Consider the following 23318-nt stretch of genomic DNA (forward strand, 5'->3'; position numbering starts at 1 on the left):
CGGCACGCCTGGGATGACATGGCGCATCCCGAGTGGCCAGAGATGACGATTGCCGAGGTGCTCCAAGATGAACGGCTACAGCTCATGCCGGTTCCGCGGGCGTTCGACGGCTATGTCGAGCAGCCGGTCCGGGTATCGTCCACGTCCCTGATCCACTTCCAGAAGAACCGCTACAGCGTGCCTACTGCCTACGCTCACCGTGTGGTCAGCCTGCACATCTATCCAACCGAGCTGGTGGTGGTCGCCGACAACGAAGAGATTGCCCGGCACGAGCGCGTGTTCGAGCGGTACATTACGCGCTACGACTGGCAGCACTACCTGAGCCTGATCGTGCAAAAGCCGGGGGCGTTGCGCAATGGCGCCCCGTTCCAGACCATGCCTGAACCGCTGCTGCAACTGCAGCGGCACCTGTTAAAGCATGCCGGCGGAGACCGCGTCATGGCGCAGGTGCTAGCTGCCATCCCGGTCAATGGGTTGGAGGCTGTGCTCGATGCGGTCAACAACGCCTTGGCATCTGGCCGGCCCAGTGGCGAACACGTACTGAATGTGCTGGGACGGATCCGGCAGGTGCCGGCGGCAGAAACGATTGCGGTGCCGCTGAGACTGAAGGAAGAACCGCAAGCCAACGTGAACCGCTACGAGCGGCTGCGCAATATCGATGAGGAGGCAAGCCATGTCGCATGAGATCATTGCTCAATTGAAGGCGTTGAAGCTACACGGAATGGCGCAAACCTGGCCGGAACTGGTGGCACAGGCCCGCATGGCGGACTTCGACCCGGAGCGCTTCATCGTCCAGCTGCTCAAGTCGGAGACGGCCGAGCGCGAGGTACGCTCGATTGCCTACCAAATGACGGCAGCCCGCTTCCCGACACACCGGGACCTGAATGGGTTCAACTTCGCCGAAGCGCAGGTCGACGAGGTACTGATCCGGCAGCTGTACACCATGTCGTTCCTGGACGTGGCGCATAACCTAGTGTTCATCGGCGGACCGGGAACAGGCAAAACGCACCTGGCAACCGCTCTGGGGATCGAGGCGATCAACCGGTATGGCAAGCGGGTGCGCTACTTCTCCACCATCGAGCTGGTAAACGCGCTGGAGCTGGAAAAGGCGGCCGGCAAGCAGGGGCAGATCGCACACCGGTTGATGTACGTGGACCTTGTGGTCCTGGACGAACTGGGCTACTTGCCGTTCAGCCAGGCGGGTGGCGCGCTGCTGTTCCACCTGCTCTCCAAGCTGTACGAGCGTACCAGCGTGGCGATCACGACCAACCTGAGCTTCGGCGAGTGGCCGACGGTGTTCGGGGATGCGAAGATGACGACAGCGCTGCTGGACCGGCTCACGCATCACTGCCATATTATTGAGACCGGCAACGAATCCTGGCGCTTCAAGCACAGTGAATCGACGCGCCGGGCGACATCGAGGAAGGGAACAAGGAAGGGAGATACAGGATCAGCGACCGAAGACTTATCCACAGCCGCGTAGCGATCTACGCACGAAATGGGTGGGTCAAAATTCGATGAAAATCGTGGGTCAGTTCTACGTGAACATCAACAGCGATCGACGAAAGATTTCAGCGTTTGAAGCGCCGGTCGGTTTCCGCCTGGGCAAAAAAAGCGTTGGCCACCTTCAGCGTTTCGTTGGCGCGGCGCAACTCTTTGACCTCGCGCTCAAGCGCCTTGATCCGTTCCCGTTCGTCGGTGGTGACTCCATCGCGCACCCCACGGTCGATTTCGTCACGCTTGACCCAATCAACATGCGTCTAGGCGGTGCCGCCGATCATCGGCGCAATCTTCTCGATGGTCGCCAACATCGACGGATGTTCGCTACGCTACTCGCGCACTAGGCGTACGGCCCACTCCCTGACTTACAGGGAAACCATGATCTGTTTTTGTTCATGGCCCCATTCTCTCAAATGTTGATGCCTCCACAAACTCCGTTTTAGTTCAGTCGGAGAAAATTGTTGGTAGGCAATTGTCGATCAGCAGCGGACTGATATCGGAAGGTGTGTAACTCCAAAGAAAGAATGATTAATGGTCCCGATCATATTGATACTTCAACTTTCCAAAGATGTTTCACAGAAGAAGCGCCCTGCTATTCTTGCATCGGCTTAGAATGGCGGATTGTTTTAGGTTGAGGCAGCAGCGTGGAGACCCATCTCGATTTTCCCAGCAATAGCATGGTTAGTGCGCTGATGCGCGAACACGATTGGTCGGCATCGGTGCTTGGGGAGCCTCGTACCTGGCCTCAGTCACTGCGTGCTGGGCTTCAGTTGATGCTGAACTCGAAATTTCCCATGTTTATCGCTTGGGGGCCTCAACTCGGGTTTCTGTACAACGACGGGTATGCAGAAATCTTGGGGCATAAACATCCGAGCGCCCTCGGTTCCCGATTCCAGGACATCTGGGAAGAAATCTGGCCCGCCATCAACCCAGTCATTGAATCAGCCCTTCATGGCGAAGCGAGTTACTTTGAAGACCTTCCCCTTGTTGTTGAGCGCGCTGGCTATCCCGAGCAAGCATGGTTCACATTTTCCTACTCGCCCATTCACGATGACAATGGCGTGATTGCGGGAATTTATTGTTCGGTTATCGAAACATCCAAAAGCGTCAGAAATCGAAAACTCCGTGAGTTTCAGCTGAAGTTGACCGAATCGCTCTACCCGCTGGCTTCTCCGCATGAAGTTGTTTCCACAGCCGTCGCCATGCTGGCCAAGCACCTGGCCGCCTCCAGTTGCTGGTATGCCGAAGTCGACGCTGGAGCAGGTGCATTCCATACCAGCAGCGGCTGGTTCGAGCCGGGCACCCCGGCATTACCGGACAAAGGCCAGGTTGATGACTTTAGCCCGGCCTTGTTGCAGACACTAATGACAGGTAGCCCTTTTGTTTGCAATGACGTCAGAGCCGACCCGCGCACCTCGGCGTTTGCCGAGCGCTATCTCGCGCTAGGCATCGGTTCGCTCTTGATTGTCCCGGTCCTTAAAGATGGCAAACTTTGCCTGAACATTAACGTTGCCAAAACCAGCGCTTATTTGTGGACCACGGATGACATTCAGGCCGCAAAGGAGGTTGCAGACCGGACATGGGTCACCATGGAAAATGTTGCAACTCAACATTGCCTGAACGTCGAACGCGACCGAAGTAGCCATATCCTCAATCAGATGGGCGAAGGGTTTATGCTGATTGGGCCTGATGGATGTATCGCCAACATCAATGCAGAAGGGCTGCGCTTACTGCAGCGTCGCGCCAGTGATGTGCTCGGTAAACGCAACGCCGAACTTTGGACAGACGACCTTAGCTCCCGGGTCGAGGCAGCGTGCACGGAGGCGGTTAGAACAACGGCCACGGTCGTCATCGAATTCAACTTCCCACTTGCGCGGTCGAGCGATGCCTGGCTTGAAATGCGGATTTCTTCCCTAACCCGCGATGGCCTTGCCGTATTCTTTCGGGACGTGACGCCACAAAAACGCGCTGCGCTTGCCTTGCGGCGAAGCGAAGAGCACCTGAGCGCATTGTTTGAACAAACCGCAGCTGGGATTGCCGAGCGCGATGGGCAAGGACGGCTAATTCGCATCAATGAACGTCTATGTGAAATTCTGGGTCGGTCGCGCGAGACAGTGTTGGGAACCGATATCCACGACTTGATTCATCCGGACGACCTGGCGCCAAGCGATGCCGCTTTCCAACAACTGCTGCGGGATGGGCAACCGTTTGACATTGAAAAACGCTATCTCAGGCCAGATGGCTCCCCTGTGTGGGTCAGCATGACGGCGAGCCTCATCCGCCGGGAAGACACCGATACGGCTGATACGGTTCTGGCGGTAGTCTTGGATATTACCGAGCGCAAGGCTACCGAGAAAGCGCTTCAAGATGAGACCCGAATTCTCGAGTTGCTCAACCAGTCAGGTCAATCGTTGGCCGCCACATTGGACCTCGACACCCTCTTACAGGCAGTTACTGACGCAGGGAGGGCACTGACCGGAGCTCAATTTGGTGCCTTCTTCTATAACGGCAAGGATGAGAGCGGCGACGCGTACATGCTCTATACGCTATCTGGGGCGCCAAAGGAAGCCTTCGAAAGCTTCGGGCACCCGCGTGCAACAGCCGTTTTCAAGCCAACGTTCCATGGTGAACCGGCCATCCGCAGTGACGATATTACCAAAGACCTACGCTATGGCACGATGGCCCCGCATCACGGCATGCCCAAGGGACATCTGCCGGTACGAAGTTATCTGGCGGCCCCCGTTCTGGCTCGTTCCGGGGAGGTTATCGGGGGCTGTTTTTTGGCCATTCAGAAGTAGGCGTTTTCAACGAACGCACTGAGCGCCTCATTACCGGCCTGTCCGCACAGGCCGCCATGGCAATCGATAATGCGCGACTGTACGATCTCGCCCAGAAGTCGGCAGAAGAACGTCAGGCACTGCTCAACAGTGAGCGCGCTGCGCGCGCGGAAGCAGAACGTTTGAATCGCTCCAAAGACGAATTTCTTGCCATGCTAGCACACGAACTGCGGAATCCTCTTGCCCCGGTAAGTGCAGCAGCCGATGTGCTGCGCATGGCCGGCGATGATCCAAATCGGGTGCGCCAGGTCAGCGAAATCATTACGCGCCAGATCGGCCATTTCACGCATCTCATCGATGATTTGATGGATGTTTCCAGGGTGACACGCGGATTGATCGCACTCGACCGACAGCCGCTCGATCTGAAGACTGTCATTGGAGTTGCGATCGAACAGGTTCGCCCCATGATTGAGGCACGCAAGCATAGGCTGACGACACGCATGGATGCGGAACACGCCATCGTTCAGGGCGACCGGACAAGGCTCGTGCAGGTGATCTCGAATTTGTTGAGCAACGCGGCGAAGTATACGCCACCGCATGGTGAGATTACGTTGGAGGTCGCGGCCGATGACGACTGTGCAAGTGTAGTCGTCACTGACAATGGAAACGGCATTGACACAACCCTATTGCCCCATCTGTTTGACCTCTTTACCCAAGGCTCACGCAGCCTCGACCGGAGTCAAGGCGGTCTGGGTATCGGGCTGGCCCTCGTCAAAGCGATTGTGGGTCTTCATAACGGAGAAGTCCGTGCCTTCAGCGATGGCCCAGGCAAGGGCAGCACCTTCAAAATTATGATTCCCTACATCCAAGGCGAGGATGTGACAGCCTTGGAGACTGGCAGCAGCGATGTAAAAGCCCAGAGACTGCACATTTTGGTGGTCGATGACAATGGAGACGCCGCAACTTCACTTGCCATCCTGCTCAAGGCCGTGGGACACCATGTGAAGGTTGCAATGAATGCAAAGGAAGCGTTACAACAGTAAGCGTTCTTTCAGAGCCGTCTGGACGGAGTGATGTGCCGGCGGCATGATTCGACCGGTGTGACACGACTGGTTTGTGTCCACAATCGACATCATGGACATAATGGATCGACCGGTCATTTCCACTACAGACACGAAGCACTATCGCCGGCACAGCCTGGAATTCAAACTGGCGTTGGTCAAGCAAACAATGCAGGACGGCGCCTCGGTGGCTCGCATCGCGCGTGAGAACGGCGTCAACGCCAATCAGGTCTTTGCCTGGCGCAAGCTCTACCGCGAGGGCGCACTGGGAACCGAAGCAGGTCCCACTACCGCGCTGTTACCGGTGACGCTCACTGAATCTGCGCCGGCTATTGTTCCTGCATCTGCCAGCGCTGCTGCTACCGGCGTCATTCGCCTGGAATGTGCCAATGGCAGCCTTACCATCGAAGGCGTACCCGACGATGCGGTGCTCAACCGCATTCTCGAACGCTTGCTGCGATGATCGGCCTGCCGGCGGGCACACGCGTATGGCTGGCAGCTGGCTTCACCGACATGCGCAGCGGCTTCAATGGCTTGGCTGCCAAGGTGCAGACTGCGCTGGCCGAAGACCCGTATTCCGGTCATGTCTTCGTCTTCCGCGGCAAGCGCGGTGACCTGATCAAGGTGCTATGGTGGACCGGCGATGGTCTGTGCCTGCTGGCCAAGCGGCTCGAACGCGGACGATTCATCTGGCCACAAGCCACCGAAGGCAGCGTAGCGCTCAGCGCTGCCCAGCTGTCGATGCTGCTCGAAGGCATCGACTGGCGTCGCCCGGAGCGCACACAGACCCCGCTGTCGGCGTTCTGACTTGTAAACATCCCCACACCTGCGTAAACTTGCGGGCATGTCCTCACCCGCCAACCTTCCTGACGATATCGCCGCTCTCAAGGCACTGATTGCCGAACGGGACGCGGCGCTGGCACAGCAGGAAGTCGCCGTCAGCGAACTGCGCGAACAGCTCTCTACCCGTACTGCCGAGATCGAGCATCTGAAGCTGTGGATCGCCAAGCTGCAGCGCATGCAATTCGGTCGAAAATCCGAGAAGCTCGACAGCCAGATTGCCCAGCTGGAATTGCGCCTGGAAGACCTGCAGGCAGACGAGGGCCAGTCCGCCAGTGCAGCACAACGTCAGAAGCGCCCCTTCCGCACCCCGCAACGCAAACCGCTGCCGCCACACCTACCGCGCGACGAACAGGTCCATCTGCCTGCGGACCAGGCTTGCCCGGCCTGTGGCGGCAACCTCAAGCAGCTGGGCGAGGATGTGTCCGAGCAGCTCGAATACGTGCCGGCCAGCTTCCGGGTGATCCGCCATGTGCGTCCCAAGCTGGCATGCTCCTGCTGCGACTGTATCGTGCAAGCCGCTGCCCCCAGCCGGCCGATCGAGCGTGGCTTGCCGGGCCCCGGCCTGCTGGCGCATGTGCTGGCGGCCAAGTTTGCGGACCACTTACCGCTCTATCGTCAATCAGTGATCTACGAGCGTGAGGGTGTAGAGCTCTCCAGAGGCCTGCTGGCCGACTGGGTTGGTGCCTGCAGCGACCTGCTCAACCCGCTGGTGGAAGCCATCGCCCGTCATGTGCGCGCCGCCGGCAAGCTGCATGCCGACGACACGCCGCTGCCGGTACTGGCACCCGGCCTGGGCAAGACGAAGACGGCACGGCTGTGGACGTATGTGCGTGACGATCGCCCCAGCGGTTCACAGGATCCACCAGCGGTATGGTTTGCCTACACACCGGATCGCAAAGGCGTGCATCCACAACAGCACCTGAAGGACTTCAGCGGTATGCTGCAGGCTGATGGCTTCGCCGGCTTCAATGCGTTGTACGAATCCGGTCGAATACAGGAAGCGGCGTGCTGGGCGCATGCCCGGCGCAAGTTCTATGAACTGGAGCAGGCAAGGCCATCGCCGATCACGGGCGAGGCGCTGCGCCGCATCGGCGCGCTGTATGCCATCGAAGAAACTATCCGCGGCAAACCGCCGCAGGAACGGCTACGCGCGCGGCAGCAACAAGCCAGGCCACTGCTCGATGCATTGGAGGGTTGGTTGCGGGAGGTATTGCCTACGCTATCGCGCAAGTCCGACACAACGGCGGCGATCCTGTATGCGCTCAATCGCTGGCAGGCGCTGACGCGTTATTGCGATGATGGCGTCATCGAAATCGACAACTCGGCAGCGGAACGTTCCCTGCGCGGTGTCGCGTTGGGTCGGAAGAACTACCTGTTTGCAGGCGCGGACTCGGGTGGGGAGCGTGTAGCAGCAATGTACTCGCTTATTGGTACGGCCAAGCTGAACGGCATTGATCCCGAGGCTTACCTGCGCCATGTGCTGGGTCGTATTGCTGATCACCCGATCAACCGCATCGATGATCTGCTGCCCTGGAACGTCGCGGACGAACTGCATTCCTTCGCCCCCCCCGCCTGACTTCCACTTCGCCCTCAACCACGGTACTCAACGTACGCTTACTTACAACACGCCGTACTAGCGCCGATCGATGTCTTTATCCTGGATATTGGGTTGCCCGATATGACTGGTTATGATCTAGCCAGAGCGTTGCGCCGGATCTGCAAAGTGGGGGACGCTACGTTTATCGCGCTAACAGGATATGGCCAGCCGCAAGACCGTCAGCGATCGGCTGAGGCGGGTTTTGCGTACCATTTTGTGAAGCCGGTCAATAACCAACTGCTATTCAAGACACTTGCCGAAACAAAATCCGCAAATAGACACACATAGACGAGTGGACGCAGTCTCGGCTCGAAGATCCTGTCTAACTCTCTCTAGATAAACGGATTGCAGATTCTTCAACAACGGCACCAAACTGCTTTCTATTTGTCAAAAAGCCAATACGCTTGAAGAAGCGTTTAATTCGCCGAGAGGGAACGAAATGCGGAAAATAAAATCGCGTCCCGCCACCCGAATCTCTTCCGAGTACATTCGCCTGCACGCGATTCTCGACAGTCTCAATGAAGGCGTGCTGATGTATGACTTAAGCGGAACGGTGATCGAAGCCAATCAAGCCGCGCTGGATTTTCTAAGCGCGACGACAAAGGAAGAAATAGACCTGACGAAGAAGGGCCTCAATGCAACATTTGAAGTTTGCACTGTGGATGGCATACCTGTCGATGTCGAGCATTGGCCGGTATGGCGCATTCTCCAAGGCGAAGAAATCTCCAACATTGTGCTGTGGGTAAGAAACAAGCGTACCGGACGACGATGGATATCGAGCCACAGCGGAAAACTACTTCGATTTCCTGATGCGGATGAAGCGTGTGGTGTTCTTTCCATTCGAGACATTACAGAAAGCAAGACTGCAGAGCTACAGGTGAGAGAAAGTGAATCACGCCTAAAGTCGGCTTTTGAGAGTTTTATCGACCAAATCATCATTGTGGATCAGCAACTCCAACCACAATATATGAATCCTGCTGCACGCAAAGCCGTCACCTCAATGTCTGCTAGTGAAGCGGTCACGTTCTGGCATTCCACAGCCAAAGATGCTATTCGCAGTGCAAAGCCTGTCGTTCATGAGGTGCAATGTCGATCTGAATTTGGCTTACGGGATTACACAGTTTGTGCAACACCTCTATTGAATGCTGCAGGTACAGTCGATGAGGTGGTAATACTGGCCAACGACTCAACAGAGAAAAATCAGGCACAAGAAAATGTTCGCAAAGCCGCTTTGCACGATATCTTAACGGGACTTCCCAATAGAGCTCTCTTGTACGAGCACGCCAAGCATATGTTCGCAACGGCAAAGCGCCTGCATCAACAAGTAGCAGTGCTGTTTATCGACCTGGATCGGTTCAAACCCATCAATGACATATATGGACATGAAACTGGGGACAAACTGCTGCGCGAGCTGGCGGACCGTCTTCGCTCTCGCATGAGGGAGGAAGACATTGTCGCGCGTTTCGGGGGTGATGAATTTGTCATTTTACTGCCGGAGATCGATCAGCATCGCCCTCCGCACGTGCTTGCCACTGACCTTCTTCGATTAATTAGTAAGCCTGTCGGTATTGACGGGAATGACATGTCGATAGAGGCATGTATTGGAATCAGCCTGTTTCCACATGATGGCGAAGATATCGATGAACTTCTTCGGCGGGCTGATACCGCAATGTACTCAGCGAAGGCGTCCGGGAGGAATGAATACCGTTTTTATACAGACGACCTCGCATCGTACTCGAAAACGCAATCCCATCTTGAGTATGAGCTCAAAAGAGCCATTGGGGCGGGTGGACTCAGCCTGGCCTACCAACCGATTGTAGACATCGATACAGGCAAAATTCTTTGTGCCGAAGCCCTCATACGCTGGGATGAAGGTACGGTAGGTCCAGATATATTTGTGCCAATCGCAGAAATGTCTGGCCTTGTAGGCCGAATGACTGAGTGGGTATTGGACGAAGTCGGGCGTGAACAGCATTTTTGGCGACAGCACGGTTTGCCGCTAATCCCTATCTCGGTCAATGTCTCGCCGGTTCAATTCAAGTTGCGCGGTTTCATCGAAGATATTGAGCGCAGACTTCGCGATCAAAAGCTTTTTGCTAATTTACTTCAGATCGAATTGACAGAAACGGTAGTGATGGAAAATGCGGAGCATGCAATTCGATCAATCAAGCGCCTGCGCGAGCACGGCATCAAAGTGGCTCTCGATGATTTTGGAAAGGGGTACTCCAGCCTCAGCTATCTGAGTCGCCTACCAATTGATAAAATAAAAATCGACAAAGAGTTTATTCTCGGGTTTAGTGCAAGCAATTCGAGCCGCGCGATAACCGATGCCATTATTGCCCTCGGAACGGCATTGCAGCTTGAAGTCGTTGCGGAAGGTATTGAAACACTGGAGATGCTGATGTACGTTCGTCAACAAGGATGTCGACAGGCGCAAGGGTTTTACATTTGTAAACCAGTAAATGGAGAATTGTTTGCAAAAAATTTTTTGGAGGGATTGGTCCTTTTGGGACAGCCAGGGCATAAGAAGAAAACTTAGAAACAGAAGCCGGCTTTGAAAAATTGATCGAACTTACTACTACAGCTGTAAGTCATACTGGGCTCGCTCTCCGACGGCGATGATAGAAATTGGCGACCGCCTGATGATGCCGCCGCCATACCGACCAGTGAATGACTATCCTCAGGTCGGGTAACCAGCGCCACACGAGCTGATACAGCAGCTTTCTAATTTCCGGTACTGTCAATGCGATGAGTGCATCCGGTGCTGCTTCCATTTCTCCATCCTGCTGCGCATCGGCTTTTTTTTAAGAGGATCGATTTCCAAACTGGAGGCACATTCGGCAGCAAGGAACGCATGGGCCAGCATCGCCATGGTGATATGCCGGTACCAGCCGTGCCAGCTGCGCACCTCATATTGGTCGAGCCCGACTTCCCCTTTGGCCGCCTCAAAGCATTCTTCCACCATCCAACGCATCCCGGCAATCTGCACCATCGTTTGCAGGTCCGTTCCCACCGGCACGTAACAGACATAATAACTGCCTATCCCAGTAGGCCTATGGTTCGCCAGGTGATGATGCCGCAAGCGAAGTGAAGGAAAGCGAGATAGTTCTTCGCTTTCTTTGCCCAGCGAATCAGCAATCCCCGAAACCGGTTCAACCAACTGTGGGTACGCTCCACCACCCATCGCCTGGCACGCTGGCCTGCTCTGCGCCGCTGCGCTTCTTCACCGCGTGATCGGATGTGTGGCCGGTAGCCCATTTCCACAGCCAGCCGCCAAATTTCCGGATAATCGTAACCCTTGTCCATGCACAGGCCCTGCGGCCACACCGTCAGCAACGAAGGACGCTCAACCTTCAAGGCCTCCAGCGTCGGCCTGGCCAGCTTCATGTCATGGCGGTTGGCGCCATCAATGACGACTGCCAGCGGAAGACCGTTTCCATCAGTGAGCAGGCTGCGCTTGACGCCGCCTTTGCCGCGATCTGTCGGGTTGGGGCCGGTTTTTTTCCCGACCCAACGGGGCCTTGGTCATCGCACCGTCGAGTGCCAGCCAGGACCAGTCGATGGACCTTAATGCCGCTGCACTCAACAAGCCTTGCATCCAGAACTCCTCGAACACGCCGGCCTCCACCCATTCCTGGAAACGTCGGTGGGCCGAGCTGCTCGAGCAAATGCCGGTGCCGTTCAAGGCATTCCACTGGCAGCCAGTACGCAACACAAACAGAATGGCATCCATGGCCGCCCGGTCGCTCACACGCGGGTTATGACAACCCAGGGGATGCGGCTTGCGTGGAGGTAAAAGCGGCTCCATTTGTGCCCAGAGTCGGTCGGGTAACCGCCAACCATCGTCCTGCTTGACCATGCCCATGATCATCTCCTCTTCCAGCATGGGCTTGGACCGCAAATCAGCTCGCAATTTCCCCTTCTAACACCCTACTGGGATACGTAGTAAGCCAGCTTGTTGTCTGAGCGACTGCGTCGCAACATCAGCCAGCGCTCACCTGGCATCTGCCACGACAGCAAAGGAATGCGCACCCAATCGTACCAACGTGGTCCCTTGGTGCCGTCACCTGCAGATAGGGTTTGCCAATCAGCGTCAGTGACGGTCTTGCCCAATGTTTCTACGGTTGCCTGACGAAGCTGTTCCGTCCAGACATGGGAGTTGCTGCGTGTGGCAAGCACGAAATGCAGATCGCTTTGTTCCAGCCACACACGCAGGCTACGGTTATCGCCATAAACTTCATCGCCCGTAATCCAGGCAAACGGCACCTTCGCCGCAACCGCCCGTTCGATCATCTGCTGTGCCAGCTGGGGCTTGGTTTTGAACTCAATTTGGTCCGGAATCTTTGCCGCTTGGCGGCGGGCGTTGTCCTCAGTCCATTCCTTGGGCAGATACAATTCCCGATCCATCAGTGCGCGTCCATGCTGTCCAGCATACGCCATGAACACCCCGACCTGGCAGTTCTCAATGCGACCAGCCGTGCCGCTATATTGCCGTTGCACACCTGCTGAATGGGTTCCCTTCTTGAGGAATCCCGTTTCATCGACGACCAGCACCCCATTGCGATCGCCCAATTCTTGCGCGATGTACTCTGTCAAGTCATCGCGTACCGCATCGGCATCCCAAGGCGCCCGATCCAGCAGATGCTGCAAACTATAGGGTGTCTCGTGTTCAGCGGCTTCGGCCAACTGCCAGCCGTTCTTACGCTCCACCGAGCTCAGCAGTCCGAGCAAATACTCCCACGCATGCCGTTGTCGGTCTACCCGACCGAAACGTGGACTAATATAGGAAAACAAGCACTCCAGATCGTCCCGCCAGCCCTCGCCCAATTCAACATATTGCCTTCCAACCTCATCCATGGCCGTACCCTCCAACAACAAAGGCTTGGACACCTAAACGCCTCAATAATTGCGCTTACTTACAGCTGTAGTATTACCATCTATCCCAGTAGGCCAATAGAACGCCAGGTAATGACGCTGCAGGCGAGCTGTAGGTATAGGAAAGCGAGGTAGTTCTCCGCCTTCTTTGCCCAGCAAATCAGCAAACCACGAAGCCGGTTGATCCAACTGCGCGTGCACTCCACGGCCCAACGTTGGGCACGCTTTCCTGCCTTGCACCGCTTTGCTTCTTCACCGCCCGACCGGATGTGGGGTCGGTAGCCCAGATACACGGTCAGCTGCCAGATCGCCGGATAGTCGTAACCCTTGTCTATGCACAGGCCCTGTGGCCATACCTACGGCAAGGAAGGACGCTCGACTTCCAACGCCTCCAATGTTAGCCTGGCCAGCTTCATGTCATGACGGTTCGCGTCGTCAATGACCACTGCCAACGGGAGACCGTTTCCGTCAGTGAGCAGGCTGCGCTTGCTGCCGCCTTTGCCGCGATCCGCGCGATTGGGGCCGGTTTCCCCCCACTCAAAGGAGTTTTGGTCATTGCACTATCCAATGTCAGCCACGACCAGTCGATCTCCCGTAATGCCGCTGGATTGAGCAAGCCTTGCATCCAGAACTCTTCGAACACGCCGGCCTCCCCCAATCCTGGAATCGACGGTGTGCCGAACTGCTGGGGCAGATACCAGTGCCATTCCTGCCAACGACCGCTGACAGTGTCGCGCGCTGTCTAGCTAGGTTCCGATTTGCAGGGCGATCGGGCCAGCCAGCCACCTCGGGCGCACCCGCTCAGCGAGACGCAAAAACCCCTGTTCTTCGGAAGAGTGGAGTGTGGCGATGATAACCGTCACGAGCATTGCGAAGCTGAACATCCAGGAAAATCTACTGCGACCGCGTGCACGGCAGCCAGCCAATCATGTCAGGCAATACGCGGATGCGCACACCACCCTGGGCACTTTTCACCATCGCGTCGACCAAAGCGTTGCCGAGCACGTCGCCGTCGAGAATGAAGCTACACAGGTCAACGCTTCGCCGTGCCTTCTCAAGCAACGTCAGTACCGCGTGTTGTGATGCGAGGCCATCCACGTGAAGGTGGGCGGCGTAGTTGCGCGCCTGTGGCGGCACTGCTAATACACCGAGTAATCTGGCCTCCCAGACCGGCCCGGCTTGATCGGCACCGATAGGAAACAGCAAAAGTCCGGGGCAAGATTACTTGCCACGCGAGCGCCTCGCCGGTTGACATGGATCAGTCATTGGCATCTTCTTCTCGCCTCGTCCCGCTCTGTCATTGCGACTGCATCTCGCGGACCATAGAATGGCCACTCTAAGCTGGCAACTGAAACGTGCATACCATGCAGGGCAGCATGGAATTTGTGCCCCTACACGGCTAACTTGTGTTGCGGTGTCGCATGCCTGCGCGCTTCTTACAGCAGCGTTTGCGCGCCAAACTCACCGGGAGCAGCGACATGTCGATAGATCGAACTCCCGGCGCATGGTGGCTTGCGCCACTGCCGGCATTGACGCCGGAGGGTGCGGACAAGGCGATCGGCCTGTCGGAGGCCGAGGCCGCAGTCCGGCTCGCCAGGTACGGTCCCAACCTGTTCCGCGAACGAAAAGACAAGCCGCTCCTGCTGCAGTATCTCAACCGCTTCAAGAATCCACTCGTCCTTATTCTCCTCGTCGCCAGTGCAGTTTCGGCGGCAACGGGAGAGGCCGCTAACTTCCTCATTATCAGTAGCATTGTTTTGCTCAGCGTCACGCTGGATTTCGTCCAGGAGTACCGCGCAGGCGCGGCGGCGGAGAAATTGCGGCAATCGGTTTCCGTGCGGGCCACGGTGATACGCGATGGCAAGCCATTGGAAATGCCCGTGACCCAGGTCGTACCCGGTGACGTCGCACTGATATCGGCCGGAGATTTGATCCCGGCCGACGGGCGCGTGCTTGAAGCGCATGACTTTTTCGTCAAGCAGGCGCTACTGACCGGGGAGTCCTACCCGGTGGAAAAACGTCCGGGTGCCCTGCCAGAGACGGCCACGGAGTTGGAGGAAGCGACTAACGCGGTGTTCATGGGGACATCGGTCATCAGCGGCAGTGCCCGCATGCTGGTGATAAAGACAGGGGCCGCCACCGCGATTGGAGCAATCGCCGACAGCATTTCCCGCCAGTCGCCACCAACGTCGTTCGAGCTCGGTACCCGTCGCTTCGGCATGCTGATCATGCGGCTGACAGTCTTGATGGTAATGTTCGTACTGCTGGTGAACACCGTGTTTCACAAGCCTTGGCTGGAGTCCTTCCTGTTCGCGGTAGCCCTTGCCGTCGGCTTGACGCCAGAACTGTTACCCATGATCGTCTCGGTCACGCTGGCGCGCGGTGCGCTGCGCATGGCAAAGCAACACATGATCGTCAAGCGCATGACGGCCATCCAGGACTTGGGTTCTATGGATATCCTGTGCACGGACAAGACCGGTACCTTGACCGAGGCGAGCATCCAGATGGAGCGGCATGTAGACGCGCATGGCCGGCCCAGCGAGCGGGTGCTGGAATTGGCCTATTTCAACAGTTATTTTGAAACCGGCCTGAAAAGCCCGCTCGACGATGCCATCCTTGGCCACGAACATATTGATATCGGCCAGTGGCGAAAAATCGACGAAGTGCCGTTTGATTTCGAACGGCGCCGCGTCTCCGTACTGATCGAGAATGGCGCAACGCGTTGGCTGGTGGTGAAGGGTGCGCCCGATGAAATCGTGGGGCTCTGTACCCATTACGAAGTGGAAGGTGCGGCGCGCCAGAAGCCTATCGATGAAACGGCGCTGGTCAACATTCGTGGTCAATACCACACGCTGGAAGAAGAAGGACTTCGCGTGCTCGGCATCGCCTGGCGCCAGGTGGGGCCGGACCGTCCGCATGCTGTCGTGAGCGACGAAACGGAGCTGGTCCTGGCCGGGTTTGCGGCATTCCTTGACCCGCCCAAGGAGAGTGCTGCCTCCGCGCTTTTGGCGCTCAAGGACGCTGGCGTCGCGATCAAGATCGTCACGGGCGATAGTGAGCTGGTCACGCGCCACGTATGCGCTCAATTGCAGATTCCGGTAATAGGGATGCTGACTGGCAAGGAGATCGCGAGTGTGGATGATCACGCCCTGCGCGCGCGGGTAGAGACGGCCAATCTGTTCTGCCGCATCAATCCGGCGGAAAAAAATCGCGTAATCCTGGCACTCAAGGCACGCGGCCATGTGGTGGGTTATCTGGGCGACGGCATCAACGACGCACCGTCGCTGCACTCTGCCGACGTCGGCCTGTCGGTCGACTCGGCCGTTGACGTGGCCAAAGAGGCGGCCGACATGATCCTCTTGCAACAGGATTTGCACGTGCTGCATGCAGGTGTGCTGGAGGGGCGGCGTACCTTCGGCAACATCATGAAGTACATCTTGATGGGGACCAGTTCCAACTTCGGCAACATGTTCAGCATGGCCGGCTCGTCGCTGTTTTTGCCTTTCCTGCCGATGTTGCCTACCCAGATCCTGCTCAACAACATTCTTTACGACATATCGGAGGTGCCGATTCCGCTGGACAAGGTAGATGCGAAGGAAACCAGCTACCCACGCGTGCTGGATTTGCACTTCATCCGCAACTTCATGCTCGTGATCGGGCCGATCAGCTCGGTGTTCGATTTCCTGACCTTCTACCTCTTGCTGGTGGTGCTTCAAGCCGATGCAAAGTTATTTCAGACCGGTTGGTTTGTCGAGTCGCTGTGCACCCAGGTGCTAGTAATCTTCATCATCCGTACCAGCGGCAATCCGCTGAAAAGCCGTGCCCATCCGTGGCTCACGGCCACTTCGCTTGCCGTTGTAGGCATTGCGGTCGCGTTGCCATTTACACCGATAGGAAGGTATTTCGGATTGGTGCCCCCGCCCGCCCGGTTCTATTTCCTCCTCGGGGCCATGGTACTGCTCTATCTCTTTGTTGTTGAAGTGGCCAAACAGGGTTTCTATCGCTGGTATTCGACGGCAAAGCCGATTGTCCAACCCGGTAATTCCGGACGCATTACCTGATCTGCTGCGAAGCCATCAACCCGGCGCCTGTCGAAAAATACTAGCCGACGCAATATCTAAAGCCACATTACGGACAATTGAGCCAGCATTTGGGAGAAGTGATTTGCGAGCTTGCTGCGCAGAAAAAGCTGGAGGGTGACGAATGAAGCGTGATGGGGACACAGCCATATTACCGAAGGCACAATTTCTTCCGGCGTCCCCATCCTTCCCACCGGTTCGCCGGCAACAAGCCGCATGACGGGATGTTCCTGCAAGATCCGATCGACCCTAGCAAGGTGCACGGCTCTCGGACACACGGCGTTGGTGTAAATGCCGTTTTTCGCATGCTTGAGCGCTGCGGTGCGAGCCAGGCCGACGATGCCGTGGTCGCTTACGGTATAGGAGGGTAGGTTCTGAAATCCCGACAAGCCGGCCGACTGCGGACAGTTGACGATGGCTCCGGCCCCAGTTTTATTCTGTGCATTCGGCGGTTGTTGCCGTCAGTCCTTCAACACCCGCATTATTGAAGGAAGATACAGACCGCCATATAAAAATTCACCAGATGACTTTTTTATAGCATCATTCAACGACCGCTTTTCGGATTGCTGTATGGTCGCTTGGGATCGATTGACGGCAATCAATTCTTAATAATCGATGACCGCTTTCAGTTGCATTGCGGACCGCTAGGGCATAAGGGGCTTCGATTGAAGATCCAGCTCGAGCGTTGAGAACTTTTACATTTCCGGCTGAAGTTGGTGTCGAACACAGTATGGATAACGCCGGGAATACACACCAAATCTTTGTTCGGCTCCTCAGTAGCAAGCGTGTCGGCGGCCTTACGGCCTTGCGGGGTTGCCACAGAACTGAAGGGCCGTGTCGAAACTATGCCGTGAAGATACCTTGCGCCATAAACGCCGAGACTCGCTTGGTGCTTGGCAGCAGTCGCATCGCGTAGTCGTCGATCGGAAAGTCGAACGTGCCGCGCAAGTTGATCCCCTCCAGTGCTGTCGGCGCGATGCGACGCAGGTCATCCGGCAGTAACGTGTCGCCCGTCATACTTTCGATCGCATCGGCGGCGTGTTGCATGTGGTGGGTATTCCATGCCAGCACCGCATTGGTCAACAGCGCCAAGCTAGACGACACCGCCGACAGCCTGTCCGGGCGTTTTGCCAGTTCAGTGGGCACCTTGCCGACATGGATGGCCCGCTGCACCACGTGAATTGCCTCGCCACGGTTGAGCGCATGCTGCAGTTCGCGCCGGAACGCAGGATTGGTGAAGTAGTCGATCAGAAATACGGTCCGCAGTAGTCGCCCGATCGAAACCCCCGCGGCATACACACTGTAGCCGGAGGAAGCCGAACCGTAGCGCTGTAGTGCCTGCACGGCAGAGCACTGTCCGCTTTGAATCGAAGCCACCAGCCGCACGAACTCATCGTACGACGCGGCGATGGCGTCAATGTCGATGTCGCCAGCCACCACCGATTCCAGTTCCGCGGGCACCAGATGGTCCAGCGGCACGTAGAGCTGGCGATCCCGCATATGTGCCAGGCGAGGGCACAGGTCGAATTGGAGGCACTTGGCGACTGCCATCGCGAAGTCGGTATAGCCGTGGGTATCAACGGCAAGCTGCGCCACATCCGCTTGTCGGGTCTGTCGTAAAATTCCTTCAATGGCAGCGCCGGCCTGGCGCTCCTTCAGCAGAATCGGCTGGTCGTAGAAGATCCCCCAGCGGTCTCGCACATGCGTATAGACGCCTACGGATGCGGTGCGCCGACGAGGATCGGCCCGCGCCTGCCAGACCGTCCGAGTCGTCTCCAGACTCATCATGTCCGACGAGGCCAGGTCGCTTCGTCCCCAGTGCGCGGCAATCGGATGGCGGTGCATGAAATCCAAAATGGCCGATGACGCCTGCTGCAACTGACGCTCATCGGACAGCATCTTCATCATTTGCCGAATCGCTTCGGCGCTCAATTCCGGCACCATGCGGGACAAGTCGGCAGCCGACATGGAGGTGCCATGCGCCAGAATGGCCGCATAGACTAGCAGCAATTCCTTGCGCGAGTGCGGCTCCCTGCCCAGCAGCAGCCACGAAAACCGTATCTGGCTATCAATATCAAGCAGTATCGTCGGCAACTGTCCGACTGGCCGGTTCACGAACAGCGCAGTGCGCAATGCCTGCACGTCGGCATTCTCCTCGTCAGGGCCTAGCGGAGGAAGGTGGACACCACGCCCGTCCACGGTAACTTTTCCTGCCTGAACCGCTTCGGCCAGGCGCTCCAGGCCCACGTCAATGTGTTCGACAATACGGCTGACGAAGATTTTTGGATCTTGCGGCAATTTTAAGTGGCCATAATAATGGTTACACTTGGCCCGCCAGTCGGCCTCTGGAATCAGCAGAGTGGATCTGCTGCGAAAACCGAAGCTGTGGTCGATAAAGACGGTGCCATTGCGCAGCCCGATGCGCAGCGAAAAGAGTGTTGCCCACTCGAAGGCTCGCAGTGCCTGCGCCCGGTCATCGCAGTCGAAAGATTGGCGCCACGAACGGCTTAGCTTCGGCAGAAGCGTGTCTGGCGGCAGTTCGCTGCCTGCATCGCTGGCATACACGTCACGCAGGACACCAAGGGCATCGATAACCGGATGACGGTTTTCTGCCTGAAAATGAAGTATGACCAGCTTGCGCAGCAGGGGACGCGCCCGGTGGCTCTTCATCATTAGCTGCAACCGAACCAGCTCTCGGCGGGTTTTGACTGGCCAAGCCATGGCGTTGTCCGCAAGCTGAATCAGCGCCTGTCTCAGTGCGCCAATCTCGAGTGTAGTGTCCACTGCCAGCGTCTTGACGGAACTCGCCAGCTCCTCCAATGCCGCGTGGGCATCACGACGCCCGCTGTCAACTTGGCGAGACGCCTCGCCGGTGATCTCCACGATCCAACGGCGCAGCATATGGAGCACCTGATCCGTCGCTGCGCACAGTGCATACCGGAGGAAGCAGGCGGTCTCCAAATAGCGGCGTGGCTTGTAGATTCGCTTGCTGACCGACGGCGGACGGTTGGCGCAGGACTTGGCGTAATGTCGCACCAGGGCCTCATTGATGTCCTGCGGCCAGTGTCTTGAAGCGAACAGCAGACGCAAGTACTCGATTTTTTCAAACAACTCGGCAATCTGCCCTGTCGACTGCCGCAGTGGGACGGCCCAAAGCCATCGCTGAACAACGCCTTTTTCCGGATTCTTTGCAGTCAGCGCCGTGTCCCATTTTTCCAGGCATTCCTTTCCAAAGAACTCGACAACCAGATCAACCAGAGTGGCTTCATGTGCCTGGACGGCTTCTTTGACGATGCGTCGCAGCGTACGCACATTGGGAATAAGGATCCGGTGCTCGTACAGCCAAACCTTCACTTGATCCAGAAGCGCCGGAATGCCGGGCCGGCCAGTCAGGGTTTCTTTGATCCAGCGTACTAGGTAGCGCCGCCGGTGCTCGGTCAGGACGCTGAAGCCGAGTGTCTGGTACGCCAGATGCTGATGATCGAGCAGGGTATTCGCACGATTGTCATACAGCGAGCGCAGCGTACCGATGTCGGGCGGGTCAATATCGAGCTGCGCACAAAGATGCTTCCAAACGGCAGCCGGGACCTGCTTACAGGCGTCCAGTGTACGGCCTGTCATACGCAAGAAACCGAGATGCAGGGCGAATCCCAGTCGATACCTGTCCGTACGGCGATTGGCAATCAGTTCGCGCTCGGAGGGGGAAAAGCTGAAAAAGGTAGAGAACTCGAATTCGGTGAGATCAACGGGGAAATGTCCCTGTCCGAGGTAGGGAATACGCCAATGGTCCATTGTTTCACCGTGGAAAGACGGAGGGCGACCATGGTACCGCCAGATTAACGAAACAGCAAGTAATTGAAAAGTAGGGGATTTTGTCCAATAGCTCAGAAAACGACTAGGCTTGTAGCGGGGACGCTACCGTGTGTTTTTGCACTGAAATCAAAGGGACCCCTAATACTGTTGTCAGGGATGGGAACGAATTCTGTTTTGGAAAGAATAATCTCTTTCGTGTTTGCGACTGTTTTTGCAGGCTCCGCCCAGGAAGCTGCCAATCTCACTGCTGCGAGTGCGTCAACCTGTCCGAAGCCGGTTGCGTGCGTGAGGGAGTTAAAATGCATTCCGCCGCCGTTCCAATCGTTCGATCCGTTGTATGCCCAACTCCCAACGTCGGTGTCGATGCGGCGGGCGGTATAGGCGAGGATTTGTTGAACATCACGGTACCCAAGGCTTGGATTTGCCTGCAGCATCAATGCGACAATGCCGGAAACGATCGGTGAAGAAAATGATGTGCCGTCAATGAAAACGTAATCGCCGTTGCTTTCGCCCGAAGCTCCTGTTCGATCCGTAGTGAGAATGCTTCCAAGGTCCCGATTACCTGCACCGCCTGGTGCAGAGACGAGAATAGAGGCACCCGTCGTACTGAACGACGCGCTGTTGCCGAAGTAATCAGTCGCGCCAACCGTAATCGTATAGCGATTGTTTTGAAAATTATGCAAATTGGTGTCATCACCAACAGCAAAGGAATTGCCTGCGGATTGCACGACGATAGTTCCCAAGCCCCCACGGCCGCTTGTAGCAAGGTCCTTAAGGGCAGCAAAAGCTGGCGCAAATCGCGGGTCATTTTTGTTGTCAAGAAACGCCCAATTAGTACCTGACTCAAGTAAGTTGCCAAAGCCCCACGAATTATTGAGTACGTCCAAGCTCTTGGCATAGACGAACGCGTTCTTTATCTCTGTTAGATACTGGGAGTTGAGCTGAAGAGGAGAATAGATGGGAACGAGGGTGGCATCATAAGCCACGCCGACGATTCCTTTACCGTCGCGCGCAGCGGCTATCACTCCGCTGACCATTGTGCCGTGGTTATCGGATGAAGTGACCGGGCCGCCGCCTGCTGCAAGGGAGTATGCTGCCTTCCCCAAACTAACGTTGTCGTTGGAGCTGAGGTCCGTATTTGTATTATCAATTCCCTGGTCGAAGACGCCGACCTTAACCCCCTTGCCAGTGGCGAGCTTCCAAGCAAATTCCGTTCGCGTTGTGTAGATGTACCACTGGAGTTCGAGGTAGGGGTCTGTTGGCAATCCAAGATCGGCAGGAGGGTGACCGGTAATGTAGCCATATGCCTTGCTTGTATCAATGCTGGCGCCAGTCGCATTGCTCAACTTGATATCGAATCCCCTGGTTGGAAGGGAGTTTGACGCAAAGGCGGTCACGTTGACGTTTGCACTTGTGGACCCAGCCGGAATGGTAATGAGATTGTGGAACCCGCTGTAGTCCCTGCCTGCAACGGCTGTTTGGTCGCCGGTATCCACTTGCACCGTAACGTCGTACGGGACTGCATTGGAAAGCGTCAAGTTAAACGTAAGCGTGGCAGTGCCACCAGCGGTCGTCCCGGGATCTGCCTTGGTCGAAGTTATCGTGATCCGCGGTGCTTCCGTCAGTGAAACCGAATAGCTGCCAGTGTACCGGCCGGAGCTTGAGTTCACATCAAGGAAATATGCACCGGAACTTGCCGGGGTGAAGATCAGTTTCCCTGACGACGATGCGGCTAACGCGGACTGGGTATTGCCAGTGTAAATTTCGAGTCCCATATCGCTCAAAGTTCCAGCGGTTTTCTGGAAGATATAGGTATGCCCAGCCAGTAAGTTGACCTTGTGCCAGTCTGCGTCAGAAAGGGTTTCTATGTTGCCGCTCTTGCTCGTTCCCAGCGCAATGACACTCGTGGTTGTGTCATCAGCTTGGTAGTCATCAAAGTAACTGTTCTTGGCGGCGAGGGCGTAACTGCCAACCGTCCCGTTTCCTTCAACATCAAGATAGAACCAGGCGGAGCTCGTCGGAGTGTAGGTGAACGTGGCAACGCCATAGTTGATCTGATTTTGCCGGCCTAATACGAAGCCGTTTGCATCCCGGAGATACAAACTCCCGTTCAACCCCCCAACATTGGAGAGCAAATAGAAGGAGTAGCTGACCCCCGCAGACATGCTGATGCGGTACCAGTCCGTGTCAAAAAGCGTGCTGACGTTTCCGAATACGACGCCGCTGGATTCAAGGTATGCGTTAGTGGCACCGCTACCCGGGACGTCAATGAGTGATTCAAAATTCGGCATGCCGGACTCGCAAAATGTAAAAGTAGTCAAGCATAGTCGATTCTTTGCTTGACCAGAAATCTCCAAAATATGGGATCAGAGGTTGTGAGAAAGGCAGTGCTCTGACTTCTTATTGATATGAGGATCTGGACGAGCAGCATGGGTTTTTTTAACCGGGGCACATTGCCGGTGGTTGCTGCCAGTGCCGGAATCACTCCTCGGATGCTGAACTAGCTGCTTTGAAGTACGCAATTCTGGTTGAGCTTAGCTAGGCAGGCTTCTCCCGCATCCTGGTGTTCCCCGGCCACGAATTGGTATTTCGGGCAACGATTCCGTTCAGCTTATTTTACATAATACTTATTATGCGTAATTTGCTTGTGGGAGCCATTTTAAAATGTCTCAATCTAGCCAGATTCAAATGTCCATTTTCTGGCTAGGTCAAGCTGGAACTTCCTTTCCTTTCAAGGAGTTCCGCCATGGCGAACCATGGACTGATCACGATG

At 56.4% G+C, this 23318-nt stretch carries 15 protein-coding genes and 5 pseudogenes; 11 read left to right on the plus strand and 9 right to left on the minus strand.

The genetic code is table 11. From position 1 onward, the window contains the following. Both G3574_RS02445 and istB read left to right on the plus strand, forming a co-directional pair. Positions 1–684 (plus strand): Mu transposase domain-containing protein (locus G3574_RS02445; RefSeq protein WP_407941591.1); only part of this gene is annotated, 684 nt, incomplete at its 5' end. Next, on the plus strand, positions 674–1483 hold the full coding sequence (istB, locus tag G3574_RS02450; protein WP_163960434.1) for an IS21-like element helper ATPase IstB: 810 nt from the start codon (positions 674–676) through the stop codon (positions 1481–1483). The genes G3574_RS02445 and istB, both read left to right, overlap by 11 nt. Positions 1484–1554: 71 nt before the next feature. Here the strand turns inward: istB and G3574_RS02455 are convergent. Continuing rightward, positions 1555–1841, minus strand: a pseudogene (locus tag G3574_RS02455) (IS3 family transposase); the annotation flags it as partial. Positions 1842–2144: 303 nt separating this feature from the next. On the opposite strand from G3574_RS02455, the gene G3574_RS02460 reads away from it, so the two are divergent. The 7 genes from G3574_RS02460 to G3574_RS02490 all read left to right on the plus strand — a co-directional run bounded on the left by G3574_RS02460 (position 2145) and on the right by G3574_RS02490 (position 10317). After that, entirely contained in the window at positions 2145–4298 is a 2154-nt protein-coding gene (locus tag G3574_RS02460) for a PAS domain S-box protein (RefSeq protein ID WP_163960435.1), read from the plus strand. Between the two features lie 56 nt (positions 4299–4354). Beyond that, on the plus strand, positions 4355–5320 hold the full coding sequence (locus G3574_RS02465; protein WP_163960436.1) for a hybrid sensor histidine kinase/response regulator: 966 nt from the start codon (positions 4355–4357) through the stop codon (positions 5318–5320). 73 nt (positions 5321–5393) lie between these two features. After that, a complete protein-coding gene (tnpA, locus tag G3574_RS02470; protein ID WP_163960437.1) occupies positions 5394–5801 on the plus strand; it encodes an IS66-like element accessory protein TnpA in 408 nt (135 codons plus the stop codon). Continuing rightward, entirely contained in the window at positions 5798–6145 is a 348-nt protein-coding gene (gene tnpB / locus G3574_RS02475) for an IS66 family insertion sequence element accessory protein TnpB (RefSeq protein ID WP_163960438.1), read from the plus strand. The genes tnpA and tnpB overlap by 4 nt, the downstream gene beginning before the upstream one ends. A gap of 37 nt (positions 6146–6182) precedes the next feature. Then, on the plus strand, positions 6183–7757 hold the full coding sequence (gene tnpC / locus G3574_RS02480) for an IS66 family transposase (protein ID WP_163960439.1): 1575 nt from the start codon (positions 6183–6185) through the stop codon (positions 7755–7757). A gap of 66 nt (positions 7758–7823) precedes the next feature. Next, positions 7824–8066 carry a response regulator gene (locus G3574_RS02485; RefSeq protein WP_163960447.1) on the plus strand — a complete coding sequence of 81 codons (243 nt, stop codon included), beginning with the start codon at positions 7824–7826 and terminating at the stop codon, positions 8064–8066. Positions 8067–8217: 151 nt separating this feature from the next. Beyond that, a complete protein-coding gene (locus G3574_RS02490; protein WP_163960440.1) occupies positions 8218–10317 on the plus strand; it encodes a sensor domain-containing protein in 2100 nt (699 codons plus the stop codon). A gap of 201 nt (positions 10318–10518) precedes the next feature. On the opposite strand, the pseudogene G3574_RS28045 reads toward G3574_RS02490, so the two are convergent. The 5 genes and pseudogenes from G3574_RS28045 to G3574_RS28910 all read right to left on the minus strand — a co-directional run. Further along, a pseudogene (locus G3574_RS28045) lies at positions 10519–10794 on the minus strand (IS701 family transposase); the annotation flags it as partial. A gap of 23 nt (positions 10795–10817) precedes the next feature. Further along, a protein-coding gene (locus G3574_RS02500; protein WP_163961026.1) for an IS5 family transposase occupies positions 10818–11643 on the minus strand; the annotation gives its coding sequence in 2 pieces (ribosomal slippage) (positions 10818–11285 and positions 11287–11643; 825 coding nt in all). A gap of 74 nt (positions 11644–11717) precedes the next feature. Further along, positions 11718–12605, minus strand: a pseudogene (locus tag G3574_RS02505) (IS701 family transposase); the annotation flags it as partial. A gap of 110 nt (positions 12606–12715) precedes the next feature. After that, positions 12716–12994: a transposase gene (locus G3574_RS28905; protein WP_163960448.1), complete on the minus strand. Its 279-nt coding sequence runs from the start codon at positions 12992–12994 to the stop codon at positions 12716–12718. Positions 12995–13009: 15 nt separating this feature from the next. Next, positions 13010–13180 (minus strand): annotated as a pseudogene (locus G3574_RS28910) (transposase); the annotation flags it as partial. Between the two features lie 322 nt (positions 13181–13502). Between G3574_RS28910 and G3574_RS02520 the strand changes: the two are divergent. Together G3574_RS02520 and mgtA are read left to right on the plus strand one after the other, a co-directional pair. Continuing rightward, positions 13503–13736, plus strand: a complete 234-nt coding sequence (locus G3574_RS02520) for a hypothetical protein (RefSeq protein ID WP_163960443.1) — start codon at positions 13503–13505, stop codon at positions 13734–13736. Positions 13737–14074: 338 nt separating this feature from the next. Continuing rightward, complete coding sequence (gene mgtA / locus G3574_RS02525; protein ID WP_235952931.1) at positions 14075–16714, plus strand: magnesium-translocating P-type ATPase; 2640 nt, start codon at positions 14075–14077, stop codon at positions 16712–16714. 56 nt (positions 16715–16770) lie between these two features. Here the strand turns inward: mgtA and G3574_RS28915 are convergent. From G3574_RS28915 to G3574_RS02540, 3 genes and pseudogenes are all read right to left on the minus strand, one after another. Beyond that, a pseudogene (locus G3574_RS28915) lies at positions 16771–17154 on the minus strand (SDR family oxidoreductase); the annotation flags it as partial. A gap of 421 nt (positions 17155–17575) precedes the next feature. Beyond that, the gene (locus G3574_RS02535) at positions 17576–20524 is read right to left on the minus strand and encodes a Tn3 family transposase (RefSeq protein ID WP_163960445.1); all 2949 of its coding nucleotides are present in this window, start codon (positions 20522–20524) and stop codon (positions 17576–17578) included. A gap of 92 nt (positions 20525–20616) precedes the next feature. After that, positions 20617–22836, minus strand: coding sequence for a S8 family peptidase (locus G3574_RS02540; protein WP_163960446.1), 2220 nt, complete (start codon positions 22834–22836; stop codon positions 20617–20619). Positions 22837–23318: the final 482 nt, after the last annotated feature.

This window comes from Noviherbaspirillum galbum (genome assembly GCF_010974945.1).
GTDB lineage: Bacteria > Pseudomonadota > Gammaproteobacteria > Burkholderiales > Burkholderiaceae_D > Noviherbaspirillum > Noviherbaspirillum galbum.